This is a genomic window from Microbulbifer sp. ABE4_465, assembly GCF_056160765.1.
This window is the reverse complement of the sequence record NZ_JBSWXV010000004.1, coordinates 39,418-64,049: the sequence shown is the minus strand read 5'-3', so window position 1 is coordinate 64,049 and position 24,632 is coordinate 39,418. Positions and strand designations below refer to the sequence as shown.

Sequence of the window (24,632 nt, the reverse complement as noted above, 5' to 3'; positions counted from 1 at the left end):
AATAGTGTGGCGAGCCGGTCACGACACCTGTCTGTGACCGGGAGCGATTGGAGGGTTTTGAATTGCGAGCTTCACACAGGGCTCAACCGGGGCTAGTCGCTGCCTTGCGGCGGAGCTCGTTTCGCAGCATTGCCAGTACCGGTTCAACCTTTGGCCGCACCCCGCGCCAAAGGGCAAAGGATTCCGCCGCCTGCCCCACCAGCATGCCCAGGCCGTCGGCGGTCTTCGCCCCAAGCGGCGCCGCCCAGCGCATAAATGCCGTGGGCTCGGCACCGTAAACCATGTCGTAGGCGCAGCAATCGGGCCCAATCACGGCCTCACTAATCTGCGGCCGCTCGCCGGACAGACCTGCAGCGCTAGCGTTGATAATCAGCTCAAAGCCCGCGGGAATGTCGTCGAGGCCACCGGCGCTCAGCTCGCCGTATGGGGCAAAGTCTTCGGCCAGCTGTTGTGCCTTGGACGCGGTGCGATTGGCGATATGCAACTGCGTCGGCTTCTCGTTCAGCAGCGGCAGCAGAGTACCGCGGGTAGCGCCACCGGCGCCCAGCACCAGTACCTTCTTGCCCGCGATGGTCCAGCCCAGATGATCGCGAATATCCGACACCAGCCCGGGGCCGTCGGTATTGTCACCAAGCAAAGTTCCATCGGGCTGCCGCGCCAGGGTATTCACCGCACCCGCGGTGCGCGCGCGCTCGGTCAGTTCATCGGCGTATTCAAACGCATCGAGCTTGAAAGGCGCGGTGATATTCAGCCCTTTGGCGCCGCTGGAAAAAAATTCATCCACCACCGCCTTGAAGCCATCCACTTCTGCAAACAGCTTGCCGTATTCCAGATCTTGATTGGTCTCTTTTGCAAAGGCCGTGTGAATTACCGGCGACATCGACTGCTTGATCGGGTTACCAATGACAGCGTATTTGTCCATGTTGTTTTACTTCTCTCAACGTCCGTTTATTTTAGCTAACGCTTATTTTTTAAGGGCCTGTTTGATCTGGCTGGTTTCATTCACACCGATCAAACCATCAATTTTTAATTCACCGCCAAATTCGCACACCATATAGCGCGTAATCGCACTGTAAATCTGCTTCGGCTTTTCACCGCTCGCATCCAGCAGCACCCAGTTCAGGGTCGCCAGACTGGTATTTTCATTCAGCTCGATCACATCGGTAACCGCACCGACGATCTGGGTAACGCCCAGTTTCTGATACAGGTTTAACAGCTTTTTTACCCGGCCGATAAAGTACTCGCGGCTGAGCTGGGATTTTTTGCCGTCGGAAAAATAGTAGTGAATCGGAAACCGGTAAAAATCGGCAATCTGCTCCGCGTCGCGCGCTTCAAACAGGCGACGGTATTCGAGGAACAGTTTGTTGATATCTTCCAGACGGGCCTTGTGCATGGCTATTTCCTTTAGAAAAATTCCACAGATCTACGCGCTAAGGCGCTGATACCGGGTATGGCCTTGTGAGACCGTCTGCGGCCAGGACGGCCGCGGCCGAGCCCCCATGGATGGGTTACCGGGGGGACGCCTAGTTCGTGTCTCGCAAAGGGACACCCGGTAGCGGCACCGCCACGGAGCTAATTTACACCCACTCCCGGTGTGGCAAAAAATCCGTATAGAGCTTTTCTTCCGGACTGCCCGCTTCCGGGTGCCAGTTGTAGCGCCAGCGCACTTCCGATGGCAGGGACATCAGAATGGATTCTGTGCGACCGCCACTTTGCAGGCCGAACAGGGTGCCGCGGTCGAACACCAGATTGAACTCCACATAGCGACCGCGGCGGTACAGTTGGAAATCCCGCTCGCGCTCGCCGTATTCGGTGTCCTTGCGCTTTTTCAGAATCGGCAGATAGGCATCCACATAGGAATCGCCAACCGCCTGCATAAACGCGAAGGCATTATCAAAACCGCCCTCGCTGAAATCGTCAAAAAAGAGTCCGCCCACACCGCGCGACTCGTCGCGGTGTTTCAGATAAAAGTATTCATCGCACCATTTTTTAAAGCGCGGATAAATATCTTCGCCAAACGGTGCGCAGGCGTCTTTGGCGGTCTGGTGCCAGTGCACCACATCTTCCTCAAAGCCATAATAGGGGGTCAGATCGTAACCGCCGCCGAACCACCACACCGGCTCCGCGCCGTCTTTTTCCGCAACAAAAAAGCGCACATTGGCGTGGCTTGTGGGTGCGTAGGGATTCTTCGGATGAATCACCAGGCTGACACCCATGGCCTGAAAAGAGCGGCCGGCCAGTTCCGGGCGCGCGGCGGTTGCCGAGGGTGGCAGTTTATCGCCGAATACGTGGGAGAAATTCACTCCGCCCTTTTCGATCACATTGCCATTTTCCAGCACCCGGGTGCGGCCACCGCCGCCACCTTCGCGCTCCCAGCTGTCTTCAAAAAATTCGCTGCCGTCTACAGCCACCAGTGCCGCACAGATGCGATCCTGCAAACCCAGCAGGTAATTTTTGACGGCCTGGATGTCAATGGTACTCATTTTCTTCTCTCAATTGGGTGCGGCCAGAAGGTTAACCCGCGCGCACGATGCGGCCGCTGGCGGCGTCGCGAATCTCACTGGGGGCGGCGCGCCCACCGGTGCTGCCACCGCCAATAAAGTCCAGGTCGTTGCCGAAGTAGCGCAGTACCTGGAACTTGTGGCGCGCCGGCTGGCAACCGGCCGGATTGGCCGAGGTGGATACGATGGCGCCACCAAAGGCGCGGGACAGCGCACTGGTAAAGCGGTGACTGGTGTGGCGCAGGGCCACGCTGTGGTGAATGCCGGTAACCCAGGGCGGCACCTGGTCAAAATGCGGTACCAGCCAGGTCACGGGACCGGGCCAGGTTGCGTCGATACGCGCGCGCTGGTCGCCAGACAGGTTGTGCAGCAGGCCGGAAAAGTGCTCCACATCACCGGACACCAGGATCAACCCTTTTTCCAGCGGCCGGTTTTTCAGGCCAACAAGACGCGCAACCGCTTCGGGGTTGTTCGGGTCGCAGGCGAGCCCCCACACGGATTCGGTGGGGTGGGCGATAACGCCGCCGGCGGCCAGGATGCGCGCTGCGCTGGCCAGGCAAAAGCCGGCACTGATTGCAGGGGGGAATGTTTTGGTCGGATCGTTAACGGCGCTTGGTGCAATATGTTCAGACAAGGCAGGAACTCACTGGGGTCTGGCAAGCTGGGGATACGGGGTGGGCACAGGCTGAGCTTGATCCAGCCAGTCGCTGCGCCGCAATTTATCGAATACTACCAGCCTAGACAAGGAAGGGGTGCGGTTGAAACCTTCAACCGCACAGGAGGGGCGGCGCCTCGCGCGTGCCTATTTTGCGCGCTCGCGCGCACTTTCCATCTGACAGGTTAGCCTTCGTAGCTGACGCGATAGACGACGCCCGCCACATCATCCGAGACCAACAGAGCGCCGTCCGGCATCACCAGTACATCCACCGGGCGGCCCCAGGCTTCTTCACCCTGCAGCCAGCCGTCGATAAACGGCTTGTAAGAGGTGGCGTTGCCGTTCTCGTCCAGGGTCACCATGGTCACCCGGTAGCCGATCTTTTTACTGCGATTCCAGGAGCCGTGCTCGGCGATCAATACCTGGTTTTTATACGCCGCGGGGAACTGGTCGCCGGTGTAGAACTTCACGCCCAGGGGCGCCACGTGGGGGCCGAGCTCCTGCACTGGTGGTACATAGGCGCTGCACTGCTTACCTTCACCAAAGTCGGGGTCGAGAACATCTTTGCCGTGACAGTAGGGGTAGCCAAAGTGCTTGCCGGCTACCGGTGCGGTGTTCAGTTCACAGGGCGGGGTGTCGTCACCCAACATGTCGCGGCCGTTGTCGGTAAACCACAGGTGTTTGGTTTCCGGGTGCCAGGTAAAACCGACGGTGTTGCGCACGCCCTCGGCCCAGGTTTCGGTTTTCACCACCTTGTCGCCCTCGATCTTGAGGCGCTGAATATTGGCGAAGTCCTTTTCCTCACAGATATTGCAGGGGGCACCGATGGGTACATACAGCCAGCCGTCGGGGCCAAAAGCGATGTATTTCCAGCCGTGGTGTTTGTCCGGGAACTGACTGGTAATGGTGACCGGCTTGGGCGGGTTGTCGAGACGGGACTCGATATCATCCAGGCGCACGATACTGGTCACCGCGCTCACGTAGAGGTCACCGTCTTTGAAGGCCACACCGGTGGGCATCTTGAGCCCCTCGGCGATCACTTTTACCTCGTCAGCTTTCTGGTCGCCGTCTTTATCCACAATCGCATACACCTTGCCGGCGCGGCGGGAACCCACAAACAGGGTGCCCTTGTCACCGCGGGCCATATGGCGGGCGTTGGGGACGTCGTCGGCATAAACCTCGATTTTGAAGCCGTCCGGCAGGTTGAGCTTATCCAGCTGGACGTCGGCGGCCTGAGTGGTGGCCGTCGCACTCAGTGCGAACGCAGCGGCGATCGGCGCGACGGCGGCCTTGAGGGGGGAAGCGTGGGAGAGAAATCGGAACAAACCCATCGGGTGGTCACTCCATGCGGCTAATTAGTTGAATTCAGGGGTCGGATTCAAGGAGTGACCGTAACGGCTTTTCGGTTATTCCACCAGTCCGGACAGGGCTTTGGTGCCATTTCCGGTGAGCTGGTAGCCACCGGGGAGCTGTTCCACCAGCCCTTCCAGTTCCAGATGCAGCAGGCTCGCCATCAGATCGCCGGTGTCGCCACCGGTATCCCGCGCCAGCTGTTCAATACTGCGCGGATCGCCGCCGAGGGCAACGATTATGCCTCGCTGCTCCTGGGGCAGATCAATTGAAGGTGCTGCGGACGCTTCAAACAATGAATGTTGCTCGACCATGCCAGACAACAAGCCGCCCAGCTGGGCGACGATATCCGCGCTGGTTTCCACCAAATGGGCGCCGTGTTTGATCATATGGTGACAACCCTTCGCCATGGGGTTGTGAATGGAGCCGGGAATCGCGAACACCTCCCGGTTCTGCTCCAGTGCCAGGCGCGCAGTAATCAGGGACCCGGAACGCACCGCCGCCTCTACCAGCAGGGTGCCAAGGCTTAGGCCGGAAATGATGCGATTGCGACGGGGGAAGTTGCCCGCCTCCGGCGCCGTTCCCAATGGCATTTCGCTGACGATGGCACCGCCGGTGGCGAGAATCTGTTCGGCAAGTACTGCATTGCGCAGGGGGTAGATGCGATCCACACCGGTGCCCAGCACCGCTACGGTTTTACCCTCACCGTGCAAGGCGCCCTTGTGCGCCATGGCATCGACACCCAGTGCCAGTCCGGAGGCAATCGCGAAACCGGCGGCGGCGAGATCGGCAGAAAAAGCCTCGGCGTTATCCAGCCCCGCGCGGCTTGCGCGCCTCGCGCCCACCACCGCCACCTGTGGCAGCGACAGCGCACCCGGGTCACCGGCAACATACAGCAGCGGCGGCGGCCGGTCGATTTCCCGCAACAGCCGCGGGTAACTGTCGTCTTCGCAATGTAAAAGAAAGATGCACTCTTCGGCACAGCGCTGGCGCTCGGCCAGGGCCCAAAGGCCGAGCTCGCTATCCAGCCCACGGCGCTGGAATTCCGCCAGTTGTGCCTGGGCACGTGGCGGCAGTTTGCGGGGGAGTTGTTGCGGGGATTGTTCGAGTACGGCCTCGGCGGAGCCGAATCGCTCCACCAGTTGCCAGTAGAGGCCGGGGCCAATGCCCTCGAGCCTTAATAAAGAGAGAGTAGCGGTCAGCGCATCCATGCGCGGGTACCTCCATCGAAATTCTTTTTCTTATTCGTTCAAACCCTCGATTAAGGGTTGCGTACCAGATCCATCACTGCCAGCGGTTTGTCGGCTTCCAAAACCAGGCCCAGGCTCATCTTTTCAAAGCTGCGGAATACCATCAGCACACCGGCGCGCTCGTCCGGCAGCTTGACGTTCTGACGGGCCAGCTGGTCGCGCACGGTAGCGCCGCGTTTATAGATTGCGAGCACGTGGCCGGGCTGCAGGCCTTCGCGCAGACCGCGGTTGATGGCAACCACATCGTACTTGGCTACCTGGGTAACACCCTCTTCAACGCCGAGGATAATGCCATCCACAGGAACGGACGGCGCACCGGGCTGAAACAGCGCAGCAATGGCGCGCTCTTCAACCGGAAGCAGGCGGTCCTGCAGACGGATGTCGCGGCTGGTGCGGGTGACATCCAAGGTGGCCACAGCAAATTCGGTGTTGGCGTTATCGGCATCCAACTGGCGCAGGTCCACAGAGCCTACATCCAGGGCCTGTTGACCCAGTTCTTCACCAGTGAAAGGGTCGGCGTAAACCGGGCCCGGGCGGTAGATGCCGTAGGAAGCCAGCGGCTCGCGGAAATCACCGCGGGCGTAAATCTTCTCGCCGGCGCCCATCAGAATTCGCTGATCCTGGCCGGAGATTACGTAAGGAACGCCCTGGAAAGCACCCGGACCCACAATGCGGGTACGGGACAGGAAGGCGTTGATGGCGTCCAGCGGAATCGCGGGAATCGCGGTGCCAATGGGCTCGCGGCGCACGGCGGGGCCCAGGCGGTTGTTGCTGGTGGGGCTCAGCTTGTACGCGGTGGGCGCGCGATCCAGCTGCAGGCGCGGCTGGCCGTCGACATATACGAGGTTCAGGCGGTCACCGGGGAAAATAAGGTGGGGGTTCTCTACCTGGGGGTTCACCTGCCAGATCTCTGGCCAGTACCAGGGCTGGGAGAGGAAGGTACCGGAGATGTCCCAGAGGGTGTCACCCTTCTGTACGACATAGGTGTCCGGGTGGTCAGGCTTGAGGCGCGCGTCTTGCGCCTGCAGGCCAAAGGTCGCCAACAGGGTTGCGGCGGCGGCCAGGATTATTTTTTTCATGGAAGCATTCCTATGCTTTTTTTGTCGCGAGCGCTGGGGCCTTACTGTCTGCTAAAGAATCTGCTGAATCTTTATACGGCTATCACTGCGGGTTTATATCGCTATAATCTCACAGCGCTGAACCGGTGGCGGCTGATGTCGCCGGGACGGGAAGCAAAACAACGCCAACTGGCTTGTCGGCCAGTGTGCGGATACAGCCCCCCAATTCAGCAAATTTCAAGCGCGATCATTATGTTATCAGCGCAAGTTCCACTAAGACTAGAAGTTTGTCACAGGTGTTATGGCCAAACTGGAAATCCTAGAATTCCCCGATCCTCGTCTGCGCAAGGTGGCGGAACCCGTTGCTGAGGTGACGGATGAGCACCGTACGCTGATCGATGATATGTTCGAGACGATGTATGAGGCGCCGGGCGTGGGCCTGGCGGCGACGCAGATCAATTTCCACGAGCGTATTGTGGTGATTGATGTGTCGGAGGATCAGAGTGAGCCGCTGGTGCTGATCAACCCGGAGGTTGAGGTGCTGGATCCGGAGATTCACAAGTACGATGAGGGTTGCCTGTCGGTTCCCGGTTTCTACGAGACGGTGCAGCGCCCGCGCAAGATCCGCCTGAAGGCGCTGGATCGCAATGGCGAAACTTATGCGCTGGAGGCCGAGGGGCTGCTGGCGGTATGCATCCAGCACGAGATCGATCACCTCGATGGCAAGCTGTTTGTCGACTACATCTCTCCGCTCAAGCGCAATCGCATTCGTTCAAAATTGGAGAAAGCCCACCGTCAGCGGGCCTGATCTTCGTGGTTCTTTTGTTAGCCCGGTGGCGTCGGGGCACCGGGTGTGGGCTTTCAGGACCGCTGTAAACCCATCCCTGGGCGCTTCGGCGCAAACATCCTGTTTGCGACGATCCTGAAAACCCACACCCGGCACCCCGACTTCGCATCTGTTTCTGGACTTCGATTCGAGTCCACCTCTTCTTATCTGAAAGTATTTTCATGAGCCTGAACATCATTTTTGCCGGCACCCCCGACTTTGCCGCCGTACACCTGCAAACGCTGCTCGACAGTGACCACAACGTGATTGCGGTCTACAGCCAACCCGACCGTCCCGCGGGGCGCGGCAAGAAGCTGCTGGCGAGCCCGGTGAAACAGCTGGCGCTGGAGCACGATATTCCGGTGTATCAGCCGCTGTCCCTGCGGGACGAAGCCGCGCAGAAGGAGCTTGCCGCACTGAATGCGGATCTGATGGTGGTGGTGGCCTATGGGCTGATCCTTCCGCAGGTGGTACTGGATACGCCCCGTCTGGGGTGTGTGAATGTTCATGCTTCCCTGCTGCCGCGCTGGCGCGGTGCGGCGCCGATTCAGCGGGCGGTGGAAGCCGGGGATGCCGAGAGTGGTGTGGCGATTATGCAGATGGAGGCGGGGCTGGATACCGGGCCGGTGCTGGTTGAGGCTCGCACTCCGATAAGTGCCAGAGAGACCGGCGGCAGCCTGCACGACAAGCTCGCAGGCCTCGGTGGGCCGGCGTTACTGGAGGCTTTGCAGTTGCTGGAGAGCGGTGCTGCGCAACCGCAGGTTCAGGACGATGGGCTGGCGAATTATGCGGGCAAGATTTCCAAAGAAGAGGCGCGTCTGGACTGGGCGCGGCCGGCGGTGGAGTTGGAGCGGCTGATTCGGGCGTTTAATCCGTTCCCGGTTTGCTGGACGGAATATCTGGACGGCAAGGGTAAGCCGCAGCGCTTGCGGGTTTATTCTGCGCAGCTGGAACAGGGCTGTCACACCGATGTGCCGGGGACGATTTTGAGTGCGGACGATGAGGGTATTCTGGTGGCCTGTGGTCGCGAGGCGTTGCGTCTGACTCAACTACAATTGCCGGGCAAGAAGTCGCTGCCGGTGGCGGAGATTTTGAAGGGCTACCGCGAGCTGTTCGCCGCAGGCAATAAACTGGGTACTGACCATGAATGATCCCCGCGCACTGGCGGCCCGTGTGATCGCCCGCCTGTATCAGGACCGCGGTTCGCTGCAGCGGCTGCTGCCGTGGGCAGAAAAGCAGGTGGACGACCCGGAAGGCACCGGCAAGAATCGCTCGCTGCTGCGCGAACTCTGTTACGGCACAGCGCGCTTTGCGCCGCGATTGGAGCTGATCCTCGGCAAACTGTCGAAAAAACCCATTAAAGATGAAGAACTGGCCGCGCTGATGCTGGTGGGCCTGTACCAGCTGGAATACACCCGCATCCCCGACCACGCCGCCATCGGCGCCACCGTCGAGGCCGCCCGCGCCCTCAAACTCGGCCACGCCACCGGTGTCGTCAACGGCGTATTGCGCAATGCCCTGCGCAATAAGGAAACACTCACTCGCAAACTCTCCGGCAACCCCCAGTTCAGCTCCGCCCACCCCGAGTGGCTGCAACAGGCCATCAAAGCCGCCTGGGGCACCGAGGCGCGCACCGTATTCACCGCCAACAACGAAAACCCGCCCATGACCCTGCGGGTGAATCTCGCCAAAAACACCCGCGACGAGTACCTCGCGCAGTTAAAAGACGCCGGCATCCCCGCCCAGCCATGCGAATACTCCCCGGCCGGAGTTGTGCTGGAAAACCCCGTCGCCGTCAGCCGCCTGCCCGGCTTTGAAGACGGCCTCGTCAGCGTCCAGGACCAGTCTGCGCAACTGGCCGGTACCCTGCTAGACCCGCAGCCGGGCGAGAAAATCCTCGACGCCTGCGCCGCCCCCGGCGGCAAAACCTGCCACCTGCTCGAACTCCAACCGGACCTCGACGTAAGCGCCCTCGACATCGAAGAAGACCGCCTCGACCGCGTGATCGAAAACCTCGAACGCCTCGGTGTTGGCGCCCAGATCATCTGCGCAGACGCCGCCGAGCCCGAACACTGGTGGGACGGCGAACAATTCGACCGCATCCTCCTCGACGCCCCCTGCTCTGCCACCGGCGTCATCCGCCGCAACCCGGACATCAAACTCCTGCGCCGCGCCGAAGACATCCCGGAGCTCGCGGTACTCCAGGGCAAAATCCTGCGTGCAATGTGGCGCCTGTTAAAACCCGGCGGCACCCTCCTCTACGCCACCTGTTCCATACTCCCCGAGGAAAACAGCGCTCAAGTGGCGCGCTTCATTGCGGAGACACCGGATGCGAGGGACAATACGCCGCAATTGCTGAATGAGCAGCCCTGGGGGCTGCCGCAGGATGCGGGTATGCAGTTGCTGCCGGGAATCCATGCGGGTGATGGGTTTTATTACGCGAAGCTCGAAAAGGCACAGGATGCGTAATTCTTTGGCGGATGCGCTTTCGCTTATCCACCCTACAGAATGGTTCGTCCGCACTAACGAAGCACAATAGTAAAAATTGAAGGACGGGTGCCGGGTACGGGTTTTCAGGATCGTCGCAAACAGGATGTTTGCGCCGAAGCGCCCAGGGATGGGTTGAAGGGGGGCGCCTAGCCCGGTCCTGAAAACGCTCACCTGGTGCCTCGACGCCACCGCGCTCGCAAAAGAACATTTTGCCGAGCGTGGCACAAAGGCCAGAAACCACGGGCCCAATCGCATTTTATGAAAATCATTATTCTCGGCGCCGGCCAGGTCGGTGGATCACTGGCAGAAAGCCTCGCCTCGGAACGCAACGATATTGTTCTGGTAGACAGCGACGAGAAAACCCTGCGCGAGCTCCGCGACAAAATCGACATCGGCGTCGTCCAAGGCCACGCCTCCCATCCGGACATCCTGCAGGAAGCCGGCATCGAAGACGCCGACATCTTGGTAGCCGTCACCAACAACGACGAAACCAACATGGCCGCCTGCCAGATCGCCCATTCCCTGTTCCGGGTCACCACCAAAATCGCCCGCGTGCGCGCCTCCGCGTACCTGCAATATCCGGAACTGTTTTCCACCGAATCCATCCCCATCGACGTTCTCATCAGCCCCGAGCAGATCGTCTCCGAATACATCGCCCGGCTGATCGAGCATCCCGGCGCACTGCAAGTACTCGACTTCGCCGACGGTCGCGTTCAGCTCGTCGCCGTGCGCGCCGTCCAGGGTGGCCCACTGGTCGGTCACCAGCTTCGCTACCTGCGCGAACATATGCCCAAGGTAGACACTCGCGTTGCCGCCATCTACCGCCGCAACAGCCCCATCATCCCTCAGGGCTCCACCGTGATCGAAGCCGGCGACGAAGTCTTCTTTATCGCCGCCAAGCAGGACATCCGCGCGGTTATGAGCGAACTGCGCAGACTGGAACAGGGCTACAAGCGCATCACCATCGCCGGCGGCGGCAATATCGGGCTGCGCCTCGCACACAAACTGGAAAACCGCTACTCGGTGAAGATCATCGAGCAGGATCACGATCGCTGCATCTTCCTGTCGGAAGAACTCAGCAACAGCATCGTGCTCCACGGCAGCGCCTCGGATCAGGACCTGTTGCTGGAAGAGAACATCGAAGACACCGACGTATTCCTCGCACTGACCAACGACGACGAAGCCAACATCATGTCTTCGTTGCTGGCCAAACGCCTCGGTACCCGCAAGGTGATGGCGCTGATCAACAACCGCGCCTACGTCGATCTGGTACAGGGCGGCGAAATCGATATCGCCATCTCGCCACAGCAAAACACCATCGGCAGCCTGCTGACTCACGTCCGCCGCGGCGACATGGTAAATGTGCACTCCCTGCGCCGCGGCGCCGCCGAGGCAATCGAAGTCATTGCCCACGGCGACAATCGCACATCAAAAGTCGTCGGCAGAAAAATCGAGGATATCGATCTTCCGGAAGGCGCCAGTATCGGCGCCATCGTGCGAGAGCGGGACGGTGAGAGCCAGGTACTGATCGCCCACGACAACATTATTGTGGAGTCCGATGATCACGTGATCGTGTTTCTCGTCGACCGCCGCCATACCCGCCACGTGGAGCAACTGTTCCAGGTCGGCTTCAGCTTCTTCTGACGGCGGGATTTCAGTTCATGCGATTAGCGGTCATTGCGCGGGTCTTCGGTATTCTGCTGACGGTATTCAGCCTGACGCTGCTGCCACCGATCGGTGTCTCCCTGTGGTACGAAGACGGCACCCACGTCGCCTTCACCATCGCATTTGCCATCACCCTGTTGACCGGCCTGTTTATGTGGCTGCCGGTACACGATCTTAAGCAGGACCTGCGCACCCGCGACGGGTTCGTGGTGACATCCCTGTTCTGGCTGATCCTCGGCAGTTTCGGTGCGCTGCCCCTGATCATCAGCCCGGAACCGGACCTCAATGTAGTGGACTCCATTTTCGAGTCCATTTCCGGACTTACCACCACCGGTGCCACCACCATTGTCGGTCTCGACACCCTGCCACCGGCCATCCTCTACTACCGCCAGCAGCTGCAGTGGTTTGGGGGTATCGGGGTAATTGTGATTGCGCTGGCGATTTTGCCGATGCTCGGTATCGGTGGTATGCAGCTGTACAAAGCAGAAATGCCCGGGCCCGTGAAGGACACCAAGCTGACCCCGCGTATTGCGGAAACCGCGCGGGCGTTGTTCGTGATTTATATCGCGCTCACCGTGCTGTGCGGTATCGGTTACTGGTGGGCGGGTATGACCGTGTTCGACGCCATTGGACACGCATTTTCCACCGTCGCCAACGGTGGCTTCTCTACCCACGACGCGAGTATGGGCTTTTACGCGCACAATAACGCCATCATGGCGATCGCAATCATTTTTATGCTGACCGCGGCGATCAACTTCGGGCTGCATTTTTATGCCCTCGGCAATCGCACGGTAAAGCATTACTGGAAGGATTCAGAATTCCGCTTCTACATCATCGTCACTGCCGGAGCCTGCGCGATTATCGTGAGCTATCTGTACGCGTCCGGCACCTTCGATATGCGTGGCAGCTTCCTGCACGGTGTATTTCAGGTCGTTTCCATCAGTACCACTGCCGGCTTTGGCTCCGAGACCTTCGCGATTTGGCCCGCGTTTTTGCCCTATATTCTGCTGCTGCTCGGCATTATGGGTGCCTGTGCTGGTTCCACTTCCGGTGGCATCAAGGCGGTGCGGGTTATGCTGATCGTGAAATCGGGAATGCGTGAACTCAATCGTCTGGTGCACCCCAATGCAGTGGTGCCGATCAAGGTGAATCGGAAAATTGTACCGCCACGGGTAACCGATGCAGTTTGGGGATTTTTTGCGATTTATATACTTTCGTTTTTTATTCTGACCATCCTGGTCATGGCCACCGGGGAAAACTTTGTCACCTCGTTTTCAACTGTGGCGTCCTGCCTGAGCAATATTGGCCCGGCACTGGGGGATGCAGCGTCTCACTATGGTGAAGTCAATGGTGTGGCCAAGTGTTTATTGATTCTGGCGATGCTGATGGGGCGACTGGAAATTTTCACACTGCTGGTTTTACTGACGCCGGCATTCTGGCGACATTAGTTGCGCGCATTTTTTGATGGTTTATTCAAAGGTATCGGCACGCCCGCGAATAATATCCCAGTAGCGCGGAATGAATTTAATCAACACCCATATTTCCAGAATACATCCGATAAATGTCAGTGCATCCATGGTGTGATCAAACATATTTTCCGCACCCGACGATTCATCGAATCGCTCGATGGCAACCTGATCGGCGAACCCCATTCCGAGCACCATGAAGGCAACCGCCATCGCGCTGCGTGATAGCCATTCTGGTTTCGCATAAAACTCTTTTTTCAGCCACCAAAGCAGCACCGGAAATGCGCTTAACTGAATCGTGAAGCGCGCAATAACCAACCCGGTGTAAGCACTACTAATGGCGCCAAATTGCCACAACAGGGGTATCAGGCACAGGATATACAGTCGGTCTGCAACCGGGTCCAGAAAGGATCCGAAGCGGGTTTGCCAGTGAAAGCGCTGCGCCACCCAGCCATCCAGCAGATCGCTTAACGCGCCCGCACAAAACGCCACAAGCGCGGCAAAGTGCTGATGTGTTAGTGAAAGCCAGAAAATTACCGGGATAAGTGCAATACGAAATACCGATAAACCGTTGGGCAGGTGTCGCCACAGAGATTGATCTCCGTTTGCGGACTCCGGTGTGTCGGTATTTCGGGTTCGTCTCATAAAAGCTCTTAAGTGCGCTCTTGTCAGAGAGCAGACGCACTTATGAGCTTAATAGAAATTCCCCGCATGTGCGGGAAAGTGGATCCAGCCGCCGATGGCGGTTTTTGCACGGAAAATCAGCCTGCTCCTACATCCTCGCCCTGATGTATGGCTGCAATTTCATCGAACTTCTGCAGAAGAAGACTCCTGACGTCATCGGACCAGCCGGCAATCGCCTTTTCGTATCCGATGCGGCTGTTGCGGTACATCGCACGCGCGGCCTCCTCAAATCCCGGTGCATCGGCAAACACGGATAGCAGGCTGTACAGCTGATTCTGCTTCATGCTGATACGCTCTTCCGGCGTGGCATTTTTCATCGCGGCATCCACCAGCCGTCGAAGTGTTACCGAAGCACCACCGCGCTGTGTCGCCAGCCACTCCCAGTGACGCGGCAGCAGTGTTACCTCTTTTGATTTCACACCGAGCTTGGGTCGTCCGCGCTTTCCCGGGGCAGAGTCTGAGTGCCCGTGCAGGCGCGCGAGCACCGTGTCAGGATCGCCATGCCATTCGATCTCCATACGCTTGCAGGATTCGATCTCCAGCACGATCGGCTCTATCCCATCACCGCGAGCCATGGTTTCGCGAACAATGGTCTCCAGCGGGCCCTGCGCTATCAGCGACTGCTCATAAATCGCCACATACTCGTTTGTCATGATATTCAACTTTACTATTACCCAGGTAAAATATTATTACCCTGCATTTAAATTCTGTCAATTTTACCTGGGTAAAATTATCGCTCACACCGGACCCTCCCTGACCGGATCGGCCATCAGTGGGATGCGAGTGCGCTGGGAGATCTGACAGGGAGGGCCCTCCAGCGCCGCTGGGACCTGGAAGGCGAGAAATGATTTACATCCGGGTGAAATTATTGGAGGGGGGGGGTTGCAACAGAGCGGACGGCGGAGTGGCCTATTTCTTCTTATCCTATTTCTTCTTATATAGTTCCGTTCGGCCTTCCGGCTCCTTGCGAAAGCGCTTGTACTCCCACTGGTACTGCGCCGGCGCTTCCGCGATACAGGCTTCTACACCACGATTGAGCGCGGCGAGGGACACTCTGGTTTCTTCGCTGTAAATCGCCTGCTCTGCCGGCAGGAACACCAACTCAAAACCCCGCTCCAGCCGCTTGGCGAAGCCGAATACCACCTTGCAGCCGGTGCGCTGGATCAGGTTGTAGGCGAGGGTCATGGTCAGTGTGGGATGACCAAAGAAGGGCGCAAATTCGCCGCCGGAGAGGTCCGGCTCCTGGTCTGGAAGAACTCCGACAATACCGCCGGCCTTGAGCGCCTTTAACAGCGCACGCACACCGCGCACATTGGTGGGCACCAGATTGGCGCCGGTTTTTTCGCGGCCTGCGCGAATCAGCGGATCCAGCGCCTGGATTTTTGGCGGGGCGTACAGGCTGGTGGTGGGGCCGACGGTAGCAAGGAACTGGCCGAAAATTTCCCAGTTGCCGATGTGCGGGGCCAGTACCAGTACACCGCGGCCCTCATCGACTCCCTCGGTCAGCAGCTGCTGGTTGCGCACCCGCTCGATATTGTCTTCGGCCTGACTCCAGGGCTTGCGCCACAGGCTCGCCACCTCAAATCCGGTCTGTGCTGTGCTGATAACACTCTCGCGGGCGAGCTTGTCCCGGGTTTCCTGTGGCATTTCCGGATAGCAGTGTTCGAGGTTAATACGGCTGATACGCAGGCTGTTGCCAGCGGTCGCCGCAGCGCAATAGCCCACCACGCTGCCCAGGCGGCGGGACCAGCGCAAAGGCAATTGCCCGATCAATTTCAATGCCCCTGCGGCCATTTGCCCTTTGATATCCAACGATTACATCCTTCTCACTGCAGCGGCACTCCGCCCTGTTTCATCTTTTTATGGGGTATAGCCCCATTGTGGCCATCAAATGCCCTGCGCGCTGTTTAGTGCGCAACCACCTGCCGCTATAATTGCGCCCCTTGTCTATTCCACCCAGCTGAAACCGGAGATTGTGGTGTCCGAGCAACAAACCAGCAGTTCTGCCCCCGCGCAGGACCTGAGCACCTTTCAGGGCCTTATTTTTACCCTGCAGGAATACTGGGCGCGCCAGGGGTGCGTCATTCTACAGCCTCTGGATATGGAAGTGGGCGCTGGCACCTTCCACCCCGCCACCTTCCTGCGCGCCATCGGCCCGGAAACCTGGAACGCGGCCTACGTACAGCCCTGCCGCCGCCCCACCGACGGCCGCTACGGTGAAAACCCCAACCGTCTGCAGCACTACTACCAGTACCAGGTGGTAATGAAGCCCTCGCCGGCAAATATTCAGGACCTGTACCTGGACAGCCTGCGTGCCCTCGGCATCGACCCGGCGGTGCACGATATCCGCTTTGTGGAAGACAATTGGGAATCCCCCACCCTGGGCGCCTGGGGTCTCGGTTGGGAAGTTTGGCTGAACGGCATGGAAGTGACCCAGTTCACTTATTTCCAGCAGGTGGGCGGCCTCGAGTGCTACCCGGTTACCGGTGAAATCACCTACGGTATCGAGCGTATCGCCATGTACCTGCAGGACGTGGAATCCATCTACGACCTGGTGTGGACCCGCGACGCCGACGGCAAAGCCGTCACCTACGGCGATGTGTTCCACCAGAACGAAGTGGAAATGTCCCACTACAACTTTGAACACGCCGACGTGGAATTCCTGTTTAACACCTTCGATCACTGCGAGCGCGAGAGCCAGCGCCTGATCGAACTGGGCCTGCCGCTGCCGGCCTACGAGCAGGTGATGAAAGCGTCCCACGCATTCAACCTGCTGGATGCCCGCCACGCGATTTCCGTTACCGAGCGCCAGCGCTTTATCTTACGTGTACGCACCCTCGCCCGCGCTGTGGCCCAGGCCTATTTCGATGCGCGCCACGCCCTCGGTTTCCCGCTCGCCACCGAGCAGGCCCGCAACGATGTTTTGGCTCAACTCGACGCGCAAAAGGAGAAGAAGTAATGGCTCAGGATTTTCTGGTTGAGCTGGGCACCGAAGAGCTGCCCCCGAAAGCGCTGAACAAATTGATGCAGGCCTTTGCCGAAGGTATCGAGCAGGGCCTGAAAGACGCGGAGCTGACGTACGGCGTGGTAAATGCTTACGCAAGCCCGCGTCGTCTCGCGGTATCCGTGAGTGACCTCGCCGAGCAGCAACAAGACAAACAGATTGAAAAGCACGGCCCCGCCGTGGCTGCTGCGTTTGATAAAGACGGCAACCCCACCAAGGCCGCGCAAGGTTTTGCCCGCGGTGCCGGCGTCAGCGTTGACGAACTCGCGCGGGTGCAAACCGATAAAGGTGAGCGCCTGGCATTTATCAGCGAACAGAAAGGCGAAGCCACCCAGAAACTGCTGGGCGGTATCGTTAGCAAATCCCTCGCTCAATTGCCGATCCCCAAGCGCATGCGCTGGGGTGCGCGCAAAGAAGAATTCGTGCGACCGGTACACTGGCTGGCAATGCTGTTCGGTAACGAAACGGTCGACGCAGAAGTGCTCGGCCTGAAAGCCGGTAACAGCACCCGCGGTCACCGCTTCCACTGCAACCGCGAACTCACCGTGGCCTCTGCCAACGATTATGTGCAGCAGCTGCGCGATCCCGGTTTTGTGGTTGTGGACTTCGCCGAGCGCCGCGAAATGATTCGCGAACAGGTGCAGGCGGAAGCCAACAATGTTAACGGTGAAGCGGTTATCGACGACGACCTGCTCAACGAAGTCACCGCACTGGTGGAATGGCCGGTGGCGCTGACCGGACGCTTTGAAAAACGCTTCCTGGATGTACCCGCGGAAGCGCTGATCTCATCCATGAAAGAGCATCAGAAATATTTCCACGTGATCGACGAAGACGGCAAGCTGCTGCCGTTCTTTATCACCGTTTCCAATATCGAAAGTACCGATGCCAAGCAGGTGATCGAAGGCAACGAGCGGGTTATCCGTCCTCGCTTGTCCGATGCCGCCTTCTTCTTCGACACCGATAAAAAAATCAGCCTCGAGGCGCGCCGGGAAAAACTCAAGTCCATCGTGTTCCAGCAAAAGCTGGGTACCGTGTACGACAAGACCGAACGCCTGGCCAAACTGGCCGCCGCTATCGCGGAAAAAATCGGTGGCGACTCGGCACTGGCACAGCGCGCTGCGCAACTTTGTAAATCCGACCTCGTTACCGAAATGGTGTTCGAATTTGCGGATATGCAGGGTATCGCCGGTTACTACTATGCGGAAAACGACGGCGAGCCGCTGGACGTTGCCAAAGCCATGTACGAGCAGTACATGCCCAAGTTTGCCGGCGACGAATTGCCGCAAACGGTAACCGGCACCATTGTCGCCCTCGCCGATCGTATCGACACCCTCGTCGGTATTTTCGGTATCGGACAACCGCCCAGCGGTTCCCGCGACCCCTTCGCACTGCGTCGCGCCAGCCTGGGCGTACTGCGCCTGCTGGTGGAAAAAAATATCGATCTGGACCTGCGTGAACTGCTCACCCTCGCGCGCGATGGTTACCCGCGCACCGCGCTGGCGGAGCACGACAAAGTGGTCGAGCAAACTCTGGCGTATATGATCGAGCGCTTCCGCGCCCGTTACGAAGACGCCGGTATCAAGGCAGAAGTTTTCCTCGCCGTATCCGCGCGCAAGCTGTCGCGCCCGCTGGATATCGACAACCGCGTCAATGCCGTGCACAACTTCAGCCAGTTGCCGGAAGCGGAAGCACTGGCCGCGGCCAACAAGCGGGTTTCAAATATTCTGGCGAAACTCGACGGCCCGGCACCGAGCGAAGTGGATCAGGCGCTGTTGCAGGAAGATGCAGAAAAGGCCCTGTACCTGGCGATTCGCGATGCCGAAGAAGCGGTGGCACCGCTGTATGCGGAAGCGCGTTTCGACGAAGGCCTCGCGGGACTTTCCGGGCTGCGCGAAACCGTGGACAACTTCTTCGACGGCGTGATGGTCATGGCCGACGACGAACAGCTGCGCAACAATCGCCTGGCACTTCTGGCGCAACTGCGCGCGCTGTTCCTCGAGGTTGCGGATATCTCGCAGCTGGCACCCGCCAAGTAACGGAAGCGCCATGAGCATCATTGTTCTCGACCGCGACGGCGTCATCAATCACCAGCCAGGTGACCACGTGACCAGTGTCGACGAGTGGACTCCCATTCCCGGAAGCATTGAAGCCATGGCGCAGCTCAGCCAGGCGGGTTATCAGTTGGTGGTTGCCACCAATCAGAATGGACTCGCACTCGGGCTGTTTGATCTCGACGATCTCGAAGCCATACACGCCAAGCTGCGCGCACTGGTGGAAGATGCCGGTGGTGAAGTCGCCGGTATCTTTTACTGCCCCCACAGCGACGAAGACAACTGTCGATGTCGCAAGCCGAAGACCGGATTGCTGGACGCGATTGAGGCTGAATTCGATACCAGCCTGCACGACTGCTACTTTGTCGGCGACCAGACCAAGGATTTACAGTGCGCGGTTGCCAAAGGCTGCAAGCCGGTACTGGTGAAAACGGGGCTTGGGGAGGAGACGTTGATGACACTTATTCAAAATCCCGATCCGAGCCTGGTCGAAACCCGTGTTATGCAGGATCTTGCAGAGTTTGCGGCGTTTTTACTGCGTTAGTTCCACCGATTTTCGCTAGCATTTATTTGTATTTTTCCCGTTCTTTTTACCCGCTTTTCTATACATCATTCCGTACATCTTTCTTTACGTACTCCTGTGCGTATTTCTCCGGTCGTCTCAACCATTCCCTGCTCGGATTTTTTCTGACTGGCTGTCCCGTACCAACTGAAGTGTCCCATCAAGAATGATCCCGGTGACAATTTTGTGACTGCTCGCAAACTGCTTCTCTATTAACAGGAATGTCGCGCCACCCTATTGCTCGCGCACTTTGGTTTCCGTAGAAACCATCTTGAGGGATCTGGTGCCGCAGCGTTCATGGAATGAAAAATAAAACCGCGACACGCTCCATTCTCGATCTTTTCCACTTATCTCACGGAAGCGCCCTTACCATCTCGCCAAAAGCGGGAGTGGTTGGGCATTGCATTTTACGGGGCATAATTTTTATGATTTTTTTGAGTAAATCTCGAAACCGGTTTTCCCCTGGAAAAACCGCCGGTTTTTTGGGGGGCGTTTTTGCCGGCCTGATTTTTTCGCTGCAGGCACAATCAAATGAAAATGTGGAACAGCCAGTTCGACACGACATCAATAAAAAAACATACATCGTTCAACTCGTTGATAAACCACTGATCGCCTACGAGGGAACTATCCAGGGGCTTGCCGCCACCAAACCGCAAAACAATCGCAAACTGGATTTTTCCAGTAACGCTATAAAGCAGTACGCAAGCTTTCTGCGCGAAAGAAAAAATGAAGCACTCGCAGCGATCGGTAGCGCGCGAACCCTTCACCATTATGAAGTCGCGTTCAATGGTTTTGCGGCGCAGATGACCCCGAAACAGGCTGAGCAATTACGTAATCGAAAAGATGTTCTCGGTGTTTGGGAAGATCAATTGATGAAACCGCAGACCAACTCCACGTATGGCTATCTCGGCCTCGATGGCTTTCCCGGTCCTTGGTTACTCGGGGCCACCGGCGAGGATGTGGTGGTAGGTGTAATTGATTCCGGTATCCATCCGGAGCACCCAAGCCTTGAAGACACACGCACACCAAAACGCGGTCATATTGGCCGCCCCATCCTCTACGATGCCGCGCCAGATTCCTTTGTTGGTGAAGGATGTGAATTCGGCAACACTGATTTTAATGCGGCGGACCTGCCCTTTGATTGCAATAATAAATTGCTTAAGGCACAGGCGTTTTCCGAGGGGTTTCTTTCCGCGAATGAACTGGCGGATTACGAATTTCTTTCTGCTCGCGATGCGGACGGGCACGGTACCCATACAGCAACCACCGCCGCGGGAAACTACGGCGTCGAGGGAACGATCGGCACTAAGAGCACCGGCACCCTGAGTGGGGTTGCACCCCGTGCCCGCGTAGCGGTGTACAAGGTTTGCTGGGATGCGCCAGATCCAGATGACAGCGGTTGTTTTTCTTCCGACTCCATGGCGGCCATTGATCAGGCTGTGGCAGACGGTGTAGACGTGATCAATTACTCCGTTGGTGGCGCCAGCACTCAGTTTACCGGTCCCGATGATATAGCCTTCCTGTTTGCAGCAGACGCCGGTGTATTCGTAGCGACTTCCGCAGGTAACTCTGGCCCCGGTAGTGAAACCATCGGGACACCTTCCGGGGTTCCCTGGATTACCTCGGTCGGTGCCACTGAAGACAACGAAAGTTTTGCTACCGGCATCGAGATAGAGTCTCCTGCACAACTTGCCGGTATCTTCGAGGGCCTGCAGGGTTCCGGCCCGGTGCAACTTGCGGATAGCGGTGCTATCTCTGCTTCCATCGTTGTTGCGCAACCTCTCGACGCCTGTACTCCGCTCACGAATACGGAGGCGGTGTCAGGAAATATTGCGCTGGTGATTCGCGGAACCTGTGCATTCAGTGACAAATACAATCAGGCCGCAGCAGCCGGTGCCCGCGCCATTGTGGTTTACAACGATGGCGCGGGGCCGGATCGTATCGATCCCATCACCATGTCGGCACCGGACACCACCATACCCGGTGTCATGATTCGCCATCCGGATGGTGCCGCGCTTGCCGACGCAGATTCGGCCAGCGGCACCCTCAGCCCAGAGATACAGGTATCCCGGGACAATCGCATCGCTGGATTTTCCTCCCGTGGTGCCAATGCCGGCGCGCCCGATATCATCAAGCCAGACATCGCCGCGCCCGGGGTTGCGATTCTCGCCGGTGTCTCTCCGGTGGGGTCCGGGGAAATCTATGGCGCGCTCAGCGGCACCTCGATGGCGAGTCCACACATCGCCGGTGTGATGGCGCTTCTGAAACAGGCACACCCGGACTGGACGCCGGCCATGGCGCGCTCTGCGATGATGACCACGGCACGCCAGAACCTGAAAAAGTCCTTTGGCGATACACCAGCAGACCCCTTTGATATCGGTGCGGGTATGGTGCAACCGGCCAGCGCGTTTTTCCCCGGGCTGGTATACGACGCGGGGTTCTATGATTACCTGGCCTTCCTCTGTGGTGCGGAGCTTCAGACCTCGATCGTGCCGGCGGGGGATTGCAGCTATCTCGAAGCCAACGGATTCTCGCTGGACTCCTCTGACCTGAACCTGCCATCAATCGGGATTGCAGAACTGGTGGGAAGCCAGACCGTCACGCGGCGGGTTACCAGTGTCGAGAAGGGTGTACGCTGGTATTGGGCCGAGGTGGATGCACCAGCGGGAGTCAGTGTCGAAGTATCGCCACGGATCCTGCGCCTGAAGCAGGGGGAAACAGCGACCTACCAGGTATCCTTTACCGCAACCGACGAGGCAGAGCTTGGAGAGTGGGCATTTGGATCACTCAGCTGGTCGCAGGGTTTCCGCAAGGTACGCAGCCCGATCGCCGTTCGTCCGGTACCCATTTCCACCGCAGCGGCAGTGCAGGCAGAGGGCACCGATGGGAATCTCTCAATTCCGCTGGTGTTCGGTTATCAGGGAGCTTACAGCGCGAGTATTAGCGGTCTCGCAGAGGGCATTCCCGCGCCGGGTGCGGTCGAGGATGGCCTCGACGACCTGCTCTTCTTTGAAGTGCCGGAGGGTACCAGCTTCAGCCGGTTCGCACTGTTCGATGCCGATGTAGGTGCGGGCGATGGTTCCGATGACCTCGACCTTCAGGTACTGGGCCCCCAGGCCGCGGGATGGCCGCTGGTCGGCTCCAGTGGCACACCGAGCTCGGCGGAACAGGTGGACCTATGGAATCCGGAGCCCGGCGTCTATGCGGTATTCGTTATCGACTATGCGTCGGCGCCAGGGCCCACTTCCTATACGCTCTTTAACTTCAATCTCCTGGGTGATGCGGGCAACACCCTGCTGGATGGCCCGGGTTCCGCCGCGGTCGGCGCAGCGGGGACACTGAATCTGGAGTGGATGGGCCTGAACAGCGATACCCGCGCACTGGGCATCATCTCGCACCGTGATGACAACGGCAGCATCGGCACAACGGAAGTCTCGATCAGTACGCGGTAATCGCAGCCTTCATTTAATCCATCCCGTTAAAGTCTGCCCGGTGGCCGTGAGTTTTCTCACAACCACCGGGCTTTTTTTTGCCTGGGCTAGCCAGGAGTAAAAGGTTCGCTATGGTTAATTGGTGGTCCATGCGGAAAGTTGTGTAACTGTTCGCTTCGCCAAAGCGCCCAGCTCTGCGTTGAGAAAGATTGAAATAGAACCACTATTCCTGCGCTTTCTCGCCTTGATCTGAACACTTTGGCTGTGCTCCTTAGTTACCGAACTTTCCGCATGGACCACTAGGTTGTTTGGTGCCGGTGATTTTCCCTTGTATTCCGAACACCACGAACGAACAATGGCGCCCCCTGAAAAACCGGAGTTCTCCCGTGCAGCAACTTATTCTCAATCCCCGCGCCGAGCGCCGCCTGAAGATGGGCCACCTTTGGATTTACAGCAATGAAGTGGACACCAAGCGCAGCCCGCTGAAAGGGATAGCGCCGGGAAGCCAGTGTGAAGTTCTCGAGAGTAACGGTAAGAGCCTCGGGTTCGCACTGGTCAACCCTAACCAGCTGATCTGCGCGCGACTGGTTTCCCGCAAGGGAGCATTTACCGCCAAGCAGTTGAAGCGCCGGCTGGAAAACGCACTCGCACTGCGCGAACGCTATTTCCCTCACCCCAGTTACCGGATGGTATACGGGGATTCCGACGGTTTGCCAGGGTTGGTGGTGGACCGATTCGGTAACTACCTGGTGGTGCAGATCAGTAGCTGGGGCATGGAAAACCTGGTACAGGAAATCGTCGATGCACTGACCGCGCTGGTGAAACCTGCCGGTATTCTGCTGCGCAATGATCACCAGGGCCGCAAGGTGGAAGAATTACCGGAGCTCTGTGAAGTCGCCGTTGGCGAGGTTCCGCAAATGGTGCCTTTTGAAGAGAACGGCGTGTCGCTGTTGGCACCGGTTTACCAGGGGCAGAAAACCGGTTGGTTCTACGACCACCGGGAAAACCGCGCGCGATTAAATCAGTGGGTAAAGGGTCAGCGAGTGTTGGACCTGTTTTCCTATGCCGGCGGTTGGGGTGTGCAAGCACTCGCTCACGGCGCCAGCGAGGTAACCTGTGTGGATGCGTCGGGCCAGGCGTTGGACTGGTGTGAAGAAAACGCCGCTTTGAACAATCGCAAGGACGACCTGATCACCATTCAGGGCAAGGCGATCGATGCGATGAAGGAGCTGATCGCCAGTGGCGAGCGTTACGACGCCATCGTTCTCGATCCGCCTGCATTTATCAAACGGCGCAAGGATCAGAAGTCCGGTGAGGCGGCGTATCGCCATATCAATGAACTGGCGCTGCGAATGCTGGAGAAAAACGGCCTGTTGGTGAGTGCGTCCTGTTCAATGCATCTGGAGTCGGACACTCTGCTGGAAATCCTGCGCGGTGCAGGCCGCCACCTGGATAAGAATATCAACATCATTGGCAGTGGCGGTCAGGGTGCGGATCACCCGGTGCACCCGGCGATTCCGGAAACCCGCTACCTCAAGGCGCACTTTGTGCACATGTCGGGCACCGCTCAATAATTATTTTTAGCGTACTCTTTGCGGACTCACTGGCAAAAGCCTTGAGTCCAGCGGGGTGGGTTGAA

At 58.4% G+C, this 24,632-nt stretch carries 20 protein-coding genes and 1 pseudogene; 11 read left to right on the top strand and 10 right to left on the bottom strand.

Annotation, left to right across the window (positions count from 1 at the left end):
• Positions 1-82: 82 nt before the first annotated feature.
• From aroE to ACXAG1_RS08860, 7 genes are all read right to left on the bottom strand, one after another.
• Complete coding sequence (gene aroE, locus ACXAG1_RS08890) at positions 83-922, bottom strand: shikimate dehydrogenase (protein WP_475119517.1); 840 nt, start codon at positions 920-922, stop codon at positions 83-85.
• Positions 923-964: 42 nt separating this feature from the next.
• Positions 965-1,393, bottom strand: coding sequence for a hypothetical protein (locus ACXAG1_RS08885; protein ID WP_475091339.1), 429 nt, complete (start codon positions 1,391-1,393; stop codon positions 965-967).
• Between the two features lie 184 nt (positions 1,394-1,577).
• Complete coding sequence (gene hemF / locus ACXAG1_RS08880; RefSeq protein ID WP_475091338.1) at positions 1,578-2,483, bottom strand: oxygen-dependent coproporphyrinogen oxidase; 906 nt, start codon at positions 2,481-2,483, stop codon at positions 1,578-1,580.
• Between the two features lie 31 nt (positions 2,484-2,514).
• Complete coding sequence (locus ACXAG1_RS08875) at positions 2,515-3,135, bottom strand: L-threonylcarbamoyladenylate synthase (RefSeq protein ID WP_475091337.1); 621 nt, start codon at positions 3,133-3,135, stop codon at positions 2,515-2,517.
• Between the two features lie 206 nt (positions 3,136-3,341).
• A complete protein-coding gene (locus ACXAG1_RS08870; RefSeq protein WP_475119516.1) occupies positions 3,342-4,487 on the bottom strand; it encodes a PQQ-dependent sugar dehydrogenase in 1,146 nt (381 codons plus the stop codon).
• 75 nt (positions 4,488-4,562) lie between these two features.
• The gene (dprA, locus tag ACXAG1_RS08865) at positions 4,563-5,717 is read right to left on the bottom strand and encodes a DNA-processing protein DprA (protein WP_475119515.1); all 1,155 of its coding nucleotides are present in this window, start codon (positions 5,715-5,717) and stop codon (positions 4,563-4,565) included.
• 50 nt (positions 5,718-5,767) lie between these two features.
• Positions 5,768-6,835 carry a LysM peptidoglycan-binding domain-containing protein gene (locus ACXAG1_RS08860; protein ID WP_475091334.1) on the bottom strand — a complete coding sequence of 356 codons (1,068 nt, stop codon included), beginning with the start codon at positions 6,833-6,835 and terminating at the stop codon, positions 5,768-5,770.
• A gap of 280 nt (positions 6,836-7,115) precedes the next feature.
• Here ACXAG1_RS08860 and def point away from each other — a divergent pair, with 280 nt between their 5' ends.
• The 5 genes from def (at position 7,116) to ACXAG1_RS08835 (ending at position 13,243) form a co-directional block, all read left to right on the top strand.
• Positions 7,116-7,622: a peptide deformylase gene (gene def, locus ACXAG1_RS08855; protein ID WP_475091333.1), complete on the top strand. Its 507-nt coding sequence runs from the start codon at positions 7,116-7,118 to the stop codon at positions 7,620-7,622.
• 200 nt (positions 7,623-7,822) lie between these two features.
• Positions 7,823-8,791, top strand: coding sequence for a methionyl-tRNA formyltransferase (gene fmt / locus ACXAG1_RS08850; protein ID WP_475091332.1), 969 nt, complete (start codon positions 7,823-7,825; stop codon positions 8,789-8,791).
• On the top strand, positions 8,784-10,109 hold the full coding sequence (gene rsmB, locus ACXAG1_RS08845; RefSeq protein ID WP_475119514.1) for a 16S rRNA (cytosine(967)-C(5))-methyltransferase RsmB: 1,326 nt from the start codon (positions 8,784-8,786) through the stop codon (positions 10,107-10,109). Before fmt ends, rsmB begins: the two co-directional genes overlap by 8 nt.
• Positions 10,110-10,388: 279 nt before the next feature.
• Positions 10,389-11,774 (top strand): Trk system potassium transporter TrkA, encoded by a 1,386-nt coding sequence (gene trkA / locus ACXAG1_RS08840; RefSeq protein WP_475091330.1) that lies wholly within the window; start codon positions 10,389-10,391, stop codon positions 11,772-11,774.
• A gap of 17 nt (positions 11,775-11,791) precedes the next feature.
• A complete protein-coding gene (locus tag ACXAG1_RS08835) occupies positions 11,792-13,243 on the top strand; it encodes a TrkH family potassium uptake protein (protein WP_475091329.1) in 1,452 nt (483 codons plus the stop codon).
• A gap of 21 nt (positions 13,244-13,264) precedes the next feature.
• Here the strand turns inward: ACXAG1_RS08835 and ACXAG1_RS08830 are convergent, their stop codons facing one another.
• The 3 genes from ACXAG1_RS08830 to ACXAG1_RS08820 all read right to left on the bottom strand — a co-directional run bounded on the left by ACXAG1_RS08830 (position 13,265) and on the right by ACXAG1_RS08820 (position 15,757).
• Positions 13,265-13,906, bottom strand: a complete 642-nt coding sequence (locus tag ACXAG1_RS08830; protein ID WP_475119513.1) for a CDP-alcohol phosphatidyltransferase family protein — start codon at positions 13,904-13,906, stop codon at positions 13,265-13,267.
• 116 nt (positions 13,907-14,022) lie between these two features.
• Positions 14,023-14,598: a DUF2239 family protein gene (locus tag ACXAG1_RS08825; RefSeq protein WP_475119627.1), complete on the bottom strand. Its 576-nt coding sequence runs from the start codon at positions 14,596-14,598 to the stop codon at positions 14,023-14,025.
• Between the two features lie 271 nt (positions 14,599-14,869).
• On the bottom strand, positions 14,870-15,757 hold the full coding sequence (locus ACXAG1_RS08820; RefSeq protein ID WP_475119512.1) for a lysophospholipid acyltransferase family protein: 888 nt from the start codon (positions 15,755-15,757) through the stop codon (positions 14,870-14,872).
• A 166-nt stretch (positions 15,758-15,923) separates the two neighbouring features.
• Between ACXAG1_RS08820 and glyQ the strand changes: the two genes are divergently transcribed.
• The 6 genes and pseudogenes from glyQ (at position 15,924) to ACXAG1_RS08790 (ending at position 24,567) form a co-directional block, all read left to right on the top strand.
• Complete coding sequence (gene glyQ / locus ACXAG1_RS08815) at positions 15,924-16,904, top strand: glycine--tRNA ligase subunit alpha (RefSeq protein ID WP_475091326.1); 981 nt, start codon at positions 15,924-15,926, stop codon at positions 16,902-16,904.
• Positions 16,904-18,985 carry a glycine--tRNA ligase subunit beta gene (gene glyS / locus ACXAG1_RS08810; protein ID WP_475091325.1) on the top strand — a complete coding sequence of 694 codons (2,082 nt, stop codon included), beginning with the start codon at positions 16,904-16,906 and terminating at the stop codon, positions 18,983-18,985. Before glyQ ends, glyS begins: the two co-directional genes overlap by 1 nt.
• Positions 18,986-18,995: 10 nt before the next feature.
• The gene (gene gmhB, locus ACXAG1_RS08805) at positions 18,996-19,544 is read left to right on the top strand and encodes a D-glycero-beta-D-manno-heptose 1,7-bisphosphate 7-phosphatase (protein WP_475091324.1); all 549 of its coding nucleotides are present in this window, start codon (positions 18,996-18,998) and stop codon (positions 19,542-19,544) included.
• 320 nt (positions 19,545-19,864) lie between these two features.
• Positions 19,865-20,380 (top strand): annotated as a pseudogene (locus tag ACXAG1_RS08800) (protease inhibitor I9 family protein); the annotation flags it as partial.
• A gap of 54 nt (positions 20,381-20,434) precedes the next feature.
• The gene (locus tag ACXAG1_RS08795) at positions 20,435-23,014 is read left to right on the top strand and encodes a S8 family serine peptidase (protein ID WP_475119626.1); all 2,580 of its coding nucleotides are present in this window, start codon (positions 20,435-20,437) and stop codon (positions 23,012-23,014) included.
• Between the two features lie 365 nt (positions 23,015-23,379).
• The gene (locus ACXAG1_RS08790; protein ID WP_475119511.1) at positions 23,380-24,567 is read left to right on the top strand and encodes a class I SAM-dependent rRNA methyltransferase; all 1,188 of its coding nucleotides are present in this window, start codon (positions 23,380-23,382) and stop codon (positions 24,565-24,567) included.
• The last annotated feature ends 65 nt before the right edge of the window (positions 24,568-24,632 follow it).

Excerpts from the sequence above, each read along its gene's own strand:
- aroE (WP_475119517.1), bottom strand. The coding sequence starts at position 922 with ATGGACAAATACGCTGTCATTGGTAACCCGATCAAGCAGTCGATGTCG.
- ACXAG1_RS08885 (WP_475091339.1), bottom strand. The coding sequence starts at position 1,393 with ATGCACAAGGCCCGTCTGGAAGATATCAACAAACTGTTCCTCGAATAC.
- hemF (WP_475091338.1), bottom strand. The coding sequence starts at position 2,483 with ATGAGTACCATTGACATCCAGGCCGTCAAAAATTACCTGCTGGGTTTG.
- ACXAG1_RS08870 (WP_475119516.1), bottom strand. The coding sequence starts at position 4,487 with ATGGGTTTGTTCCGATTTCTCTCCCACGCTTCCCCCCTCAAGGCCGCC.
- dprA (WP_475119515.1), bottom strand. The coding sequence starts at position 5,717 with ATGGATGCGCTGACCGCTACTCTCTCTTTATTAAGGCTCGAGGGCATT.
- ACXAG1_RS08860 (WP_475091334.1), bottom strand. The coding sequence starts at position 6,835 with ATGAAAAAAATAATCCTGGCCGCCGCCGCAACCCTGTTGGCGACCTTT.
- def (WP_475091333.1), top strand. The coding sequence starts at position 7,116 with ATGGCCAAACTGGAAATCCTAGAATTCCCCGATCCTCGTCTGCGCAAG.
- fmt (WP_475091332.1), top strand. The coding sequence starts at position 7,823 with ATGAGCCTGAACATCATTTTTGCCGGCACCCCCGACTTTGCCGCCGTA.
- rsmB (WP_475119514.1), top strand. The coding sequence starts at position 8,784 with ATGAATGATCCCCGCGCACTGGCGGCCCGTGTGATCGCCCGCCTGTAT.
- trkA (WP_475091330.1), top strand. The coding sequence starts at position 10,389 with ATGAAAATCATTATTCTCGGCGCCGGCCAGGTCGGTGGATCACTGGCA.
- ACXAG1_RS08835 (WP_475091329.1), top strand. The coding sequence starts at position 11,792 with ATGCGATTAGCGGTCATTGCGCGGGTCTTCGGTATTCTGCTGACGGTA.
- ACXAG1_RS08830 (WP_475119513.1), bottom strand. The coding sequence starts at position 13,906 with ATGAGACGAACCCGAAATACCGACACACCGGAGTCCGCAAACGGAGAT.
- ACXAG1_RS08825 (WP_475119627.1), bottom strand. The coding sequence starts at position 14,598 with ATGACAAACGAGTATGTGGCGATTTATGAGCAGTCGCTGATAGCGCAG.
- glyS (WP_475091325.1), top strand. The coding sequence starts at position 16,904 with ATGGCTCAGGATTTTCTGGTTGAGCTGGGCACCGAAGAGCTGCCCCCG.
- gmhB (WP_475091324.1), top strand. The coding sequence starts at position 18,996 with ATGAGCATCATTGTTCTCGACCGCGACGGCGTCATCAATCACCAGCCA.
- ACXAG1_RS08795 (WP_475119626.1), top strand. The coding sequence starts at position 20,435 with ATGAAACCGCAGACCAACTCCACGTATGGCTATCTCGGCCTCGATGGC.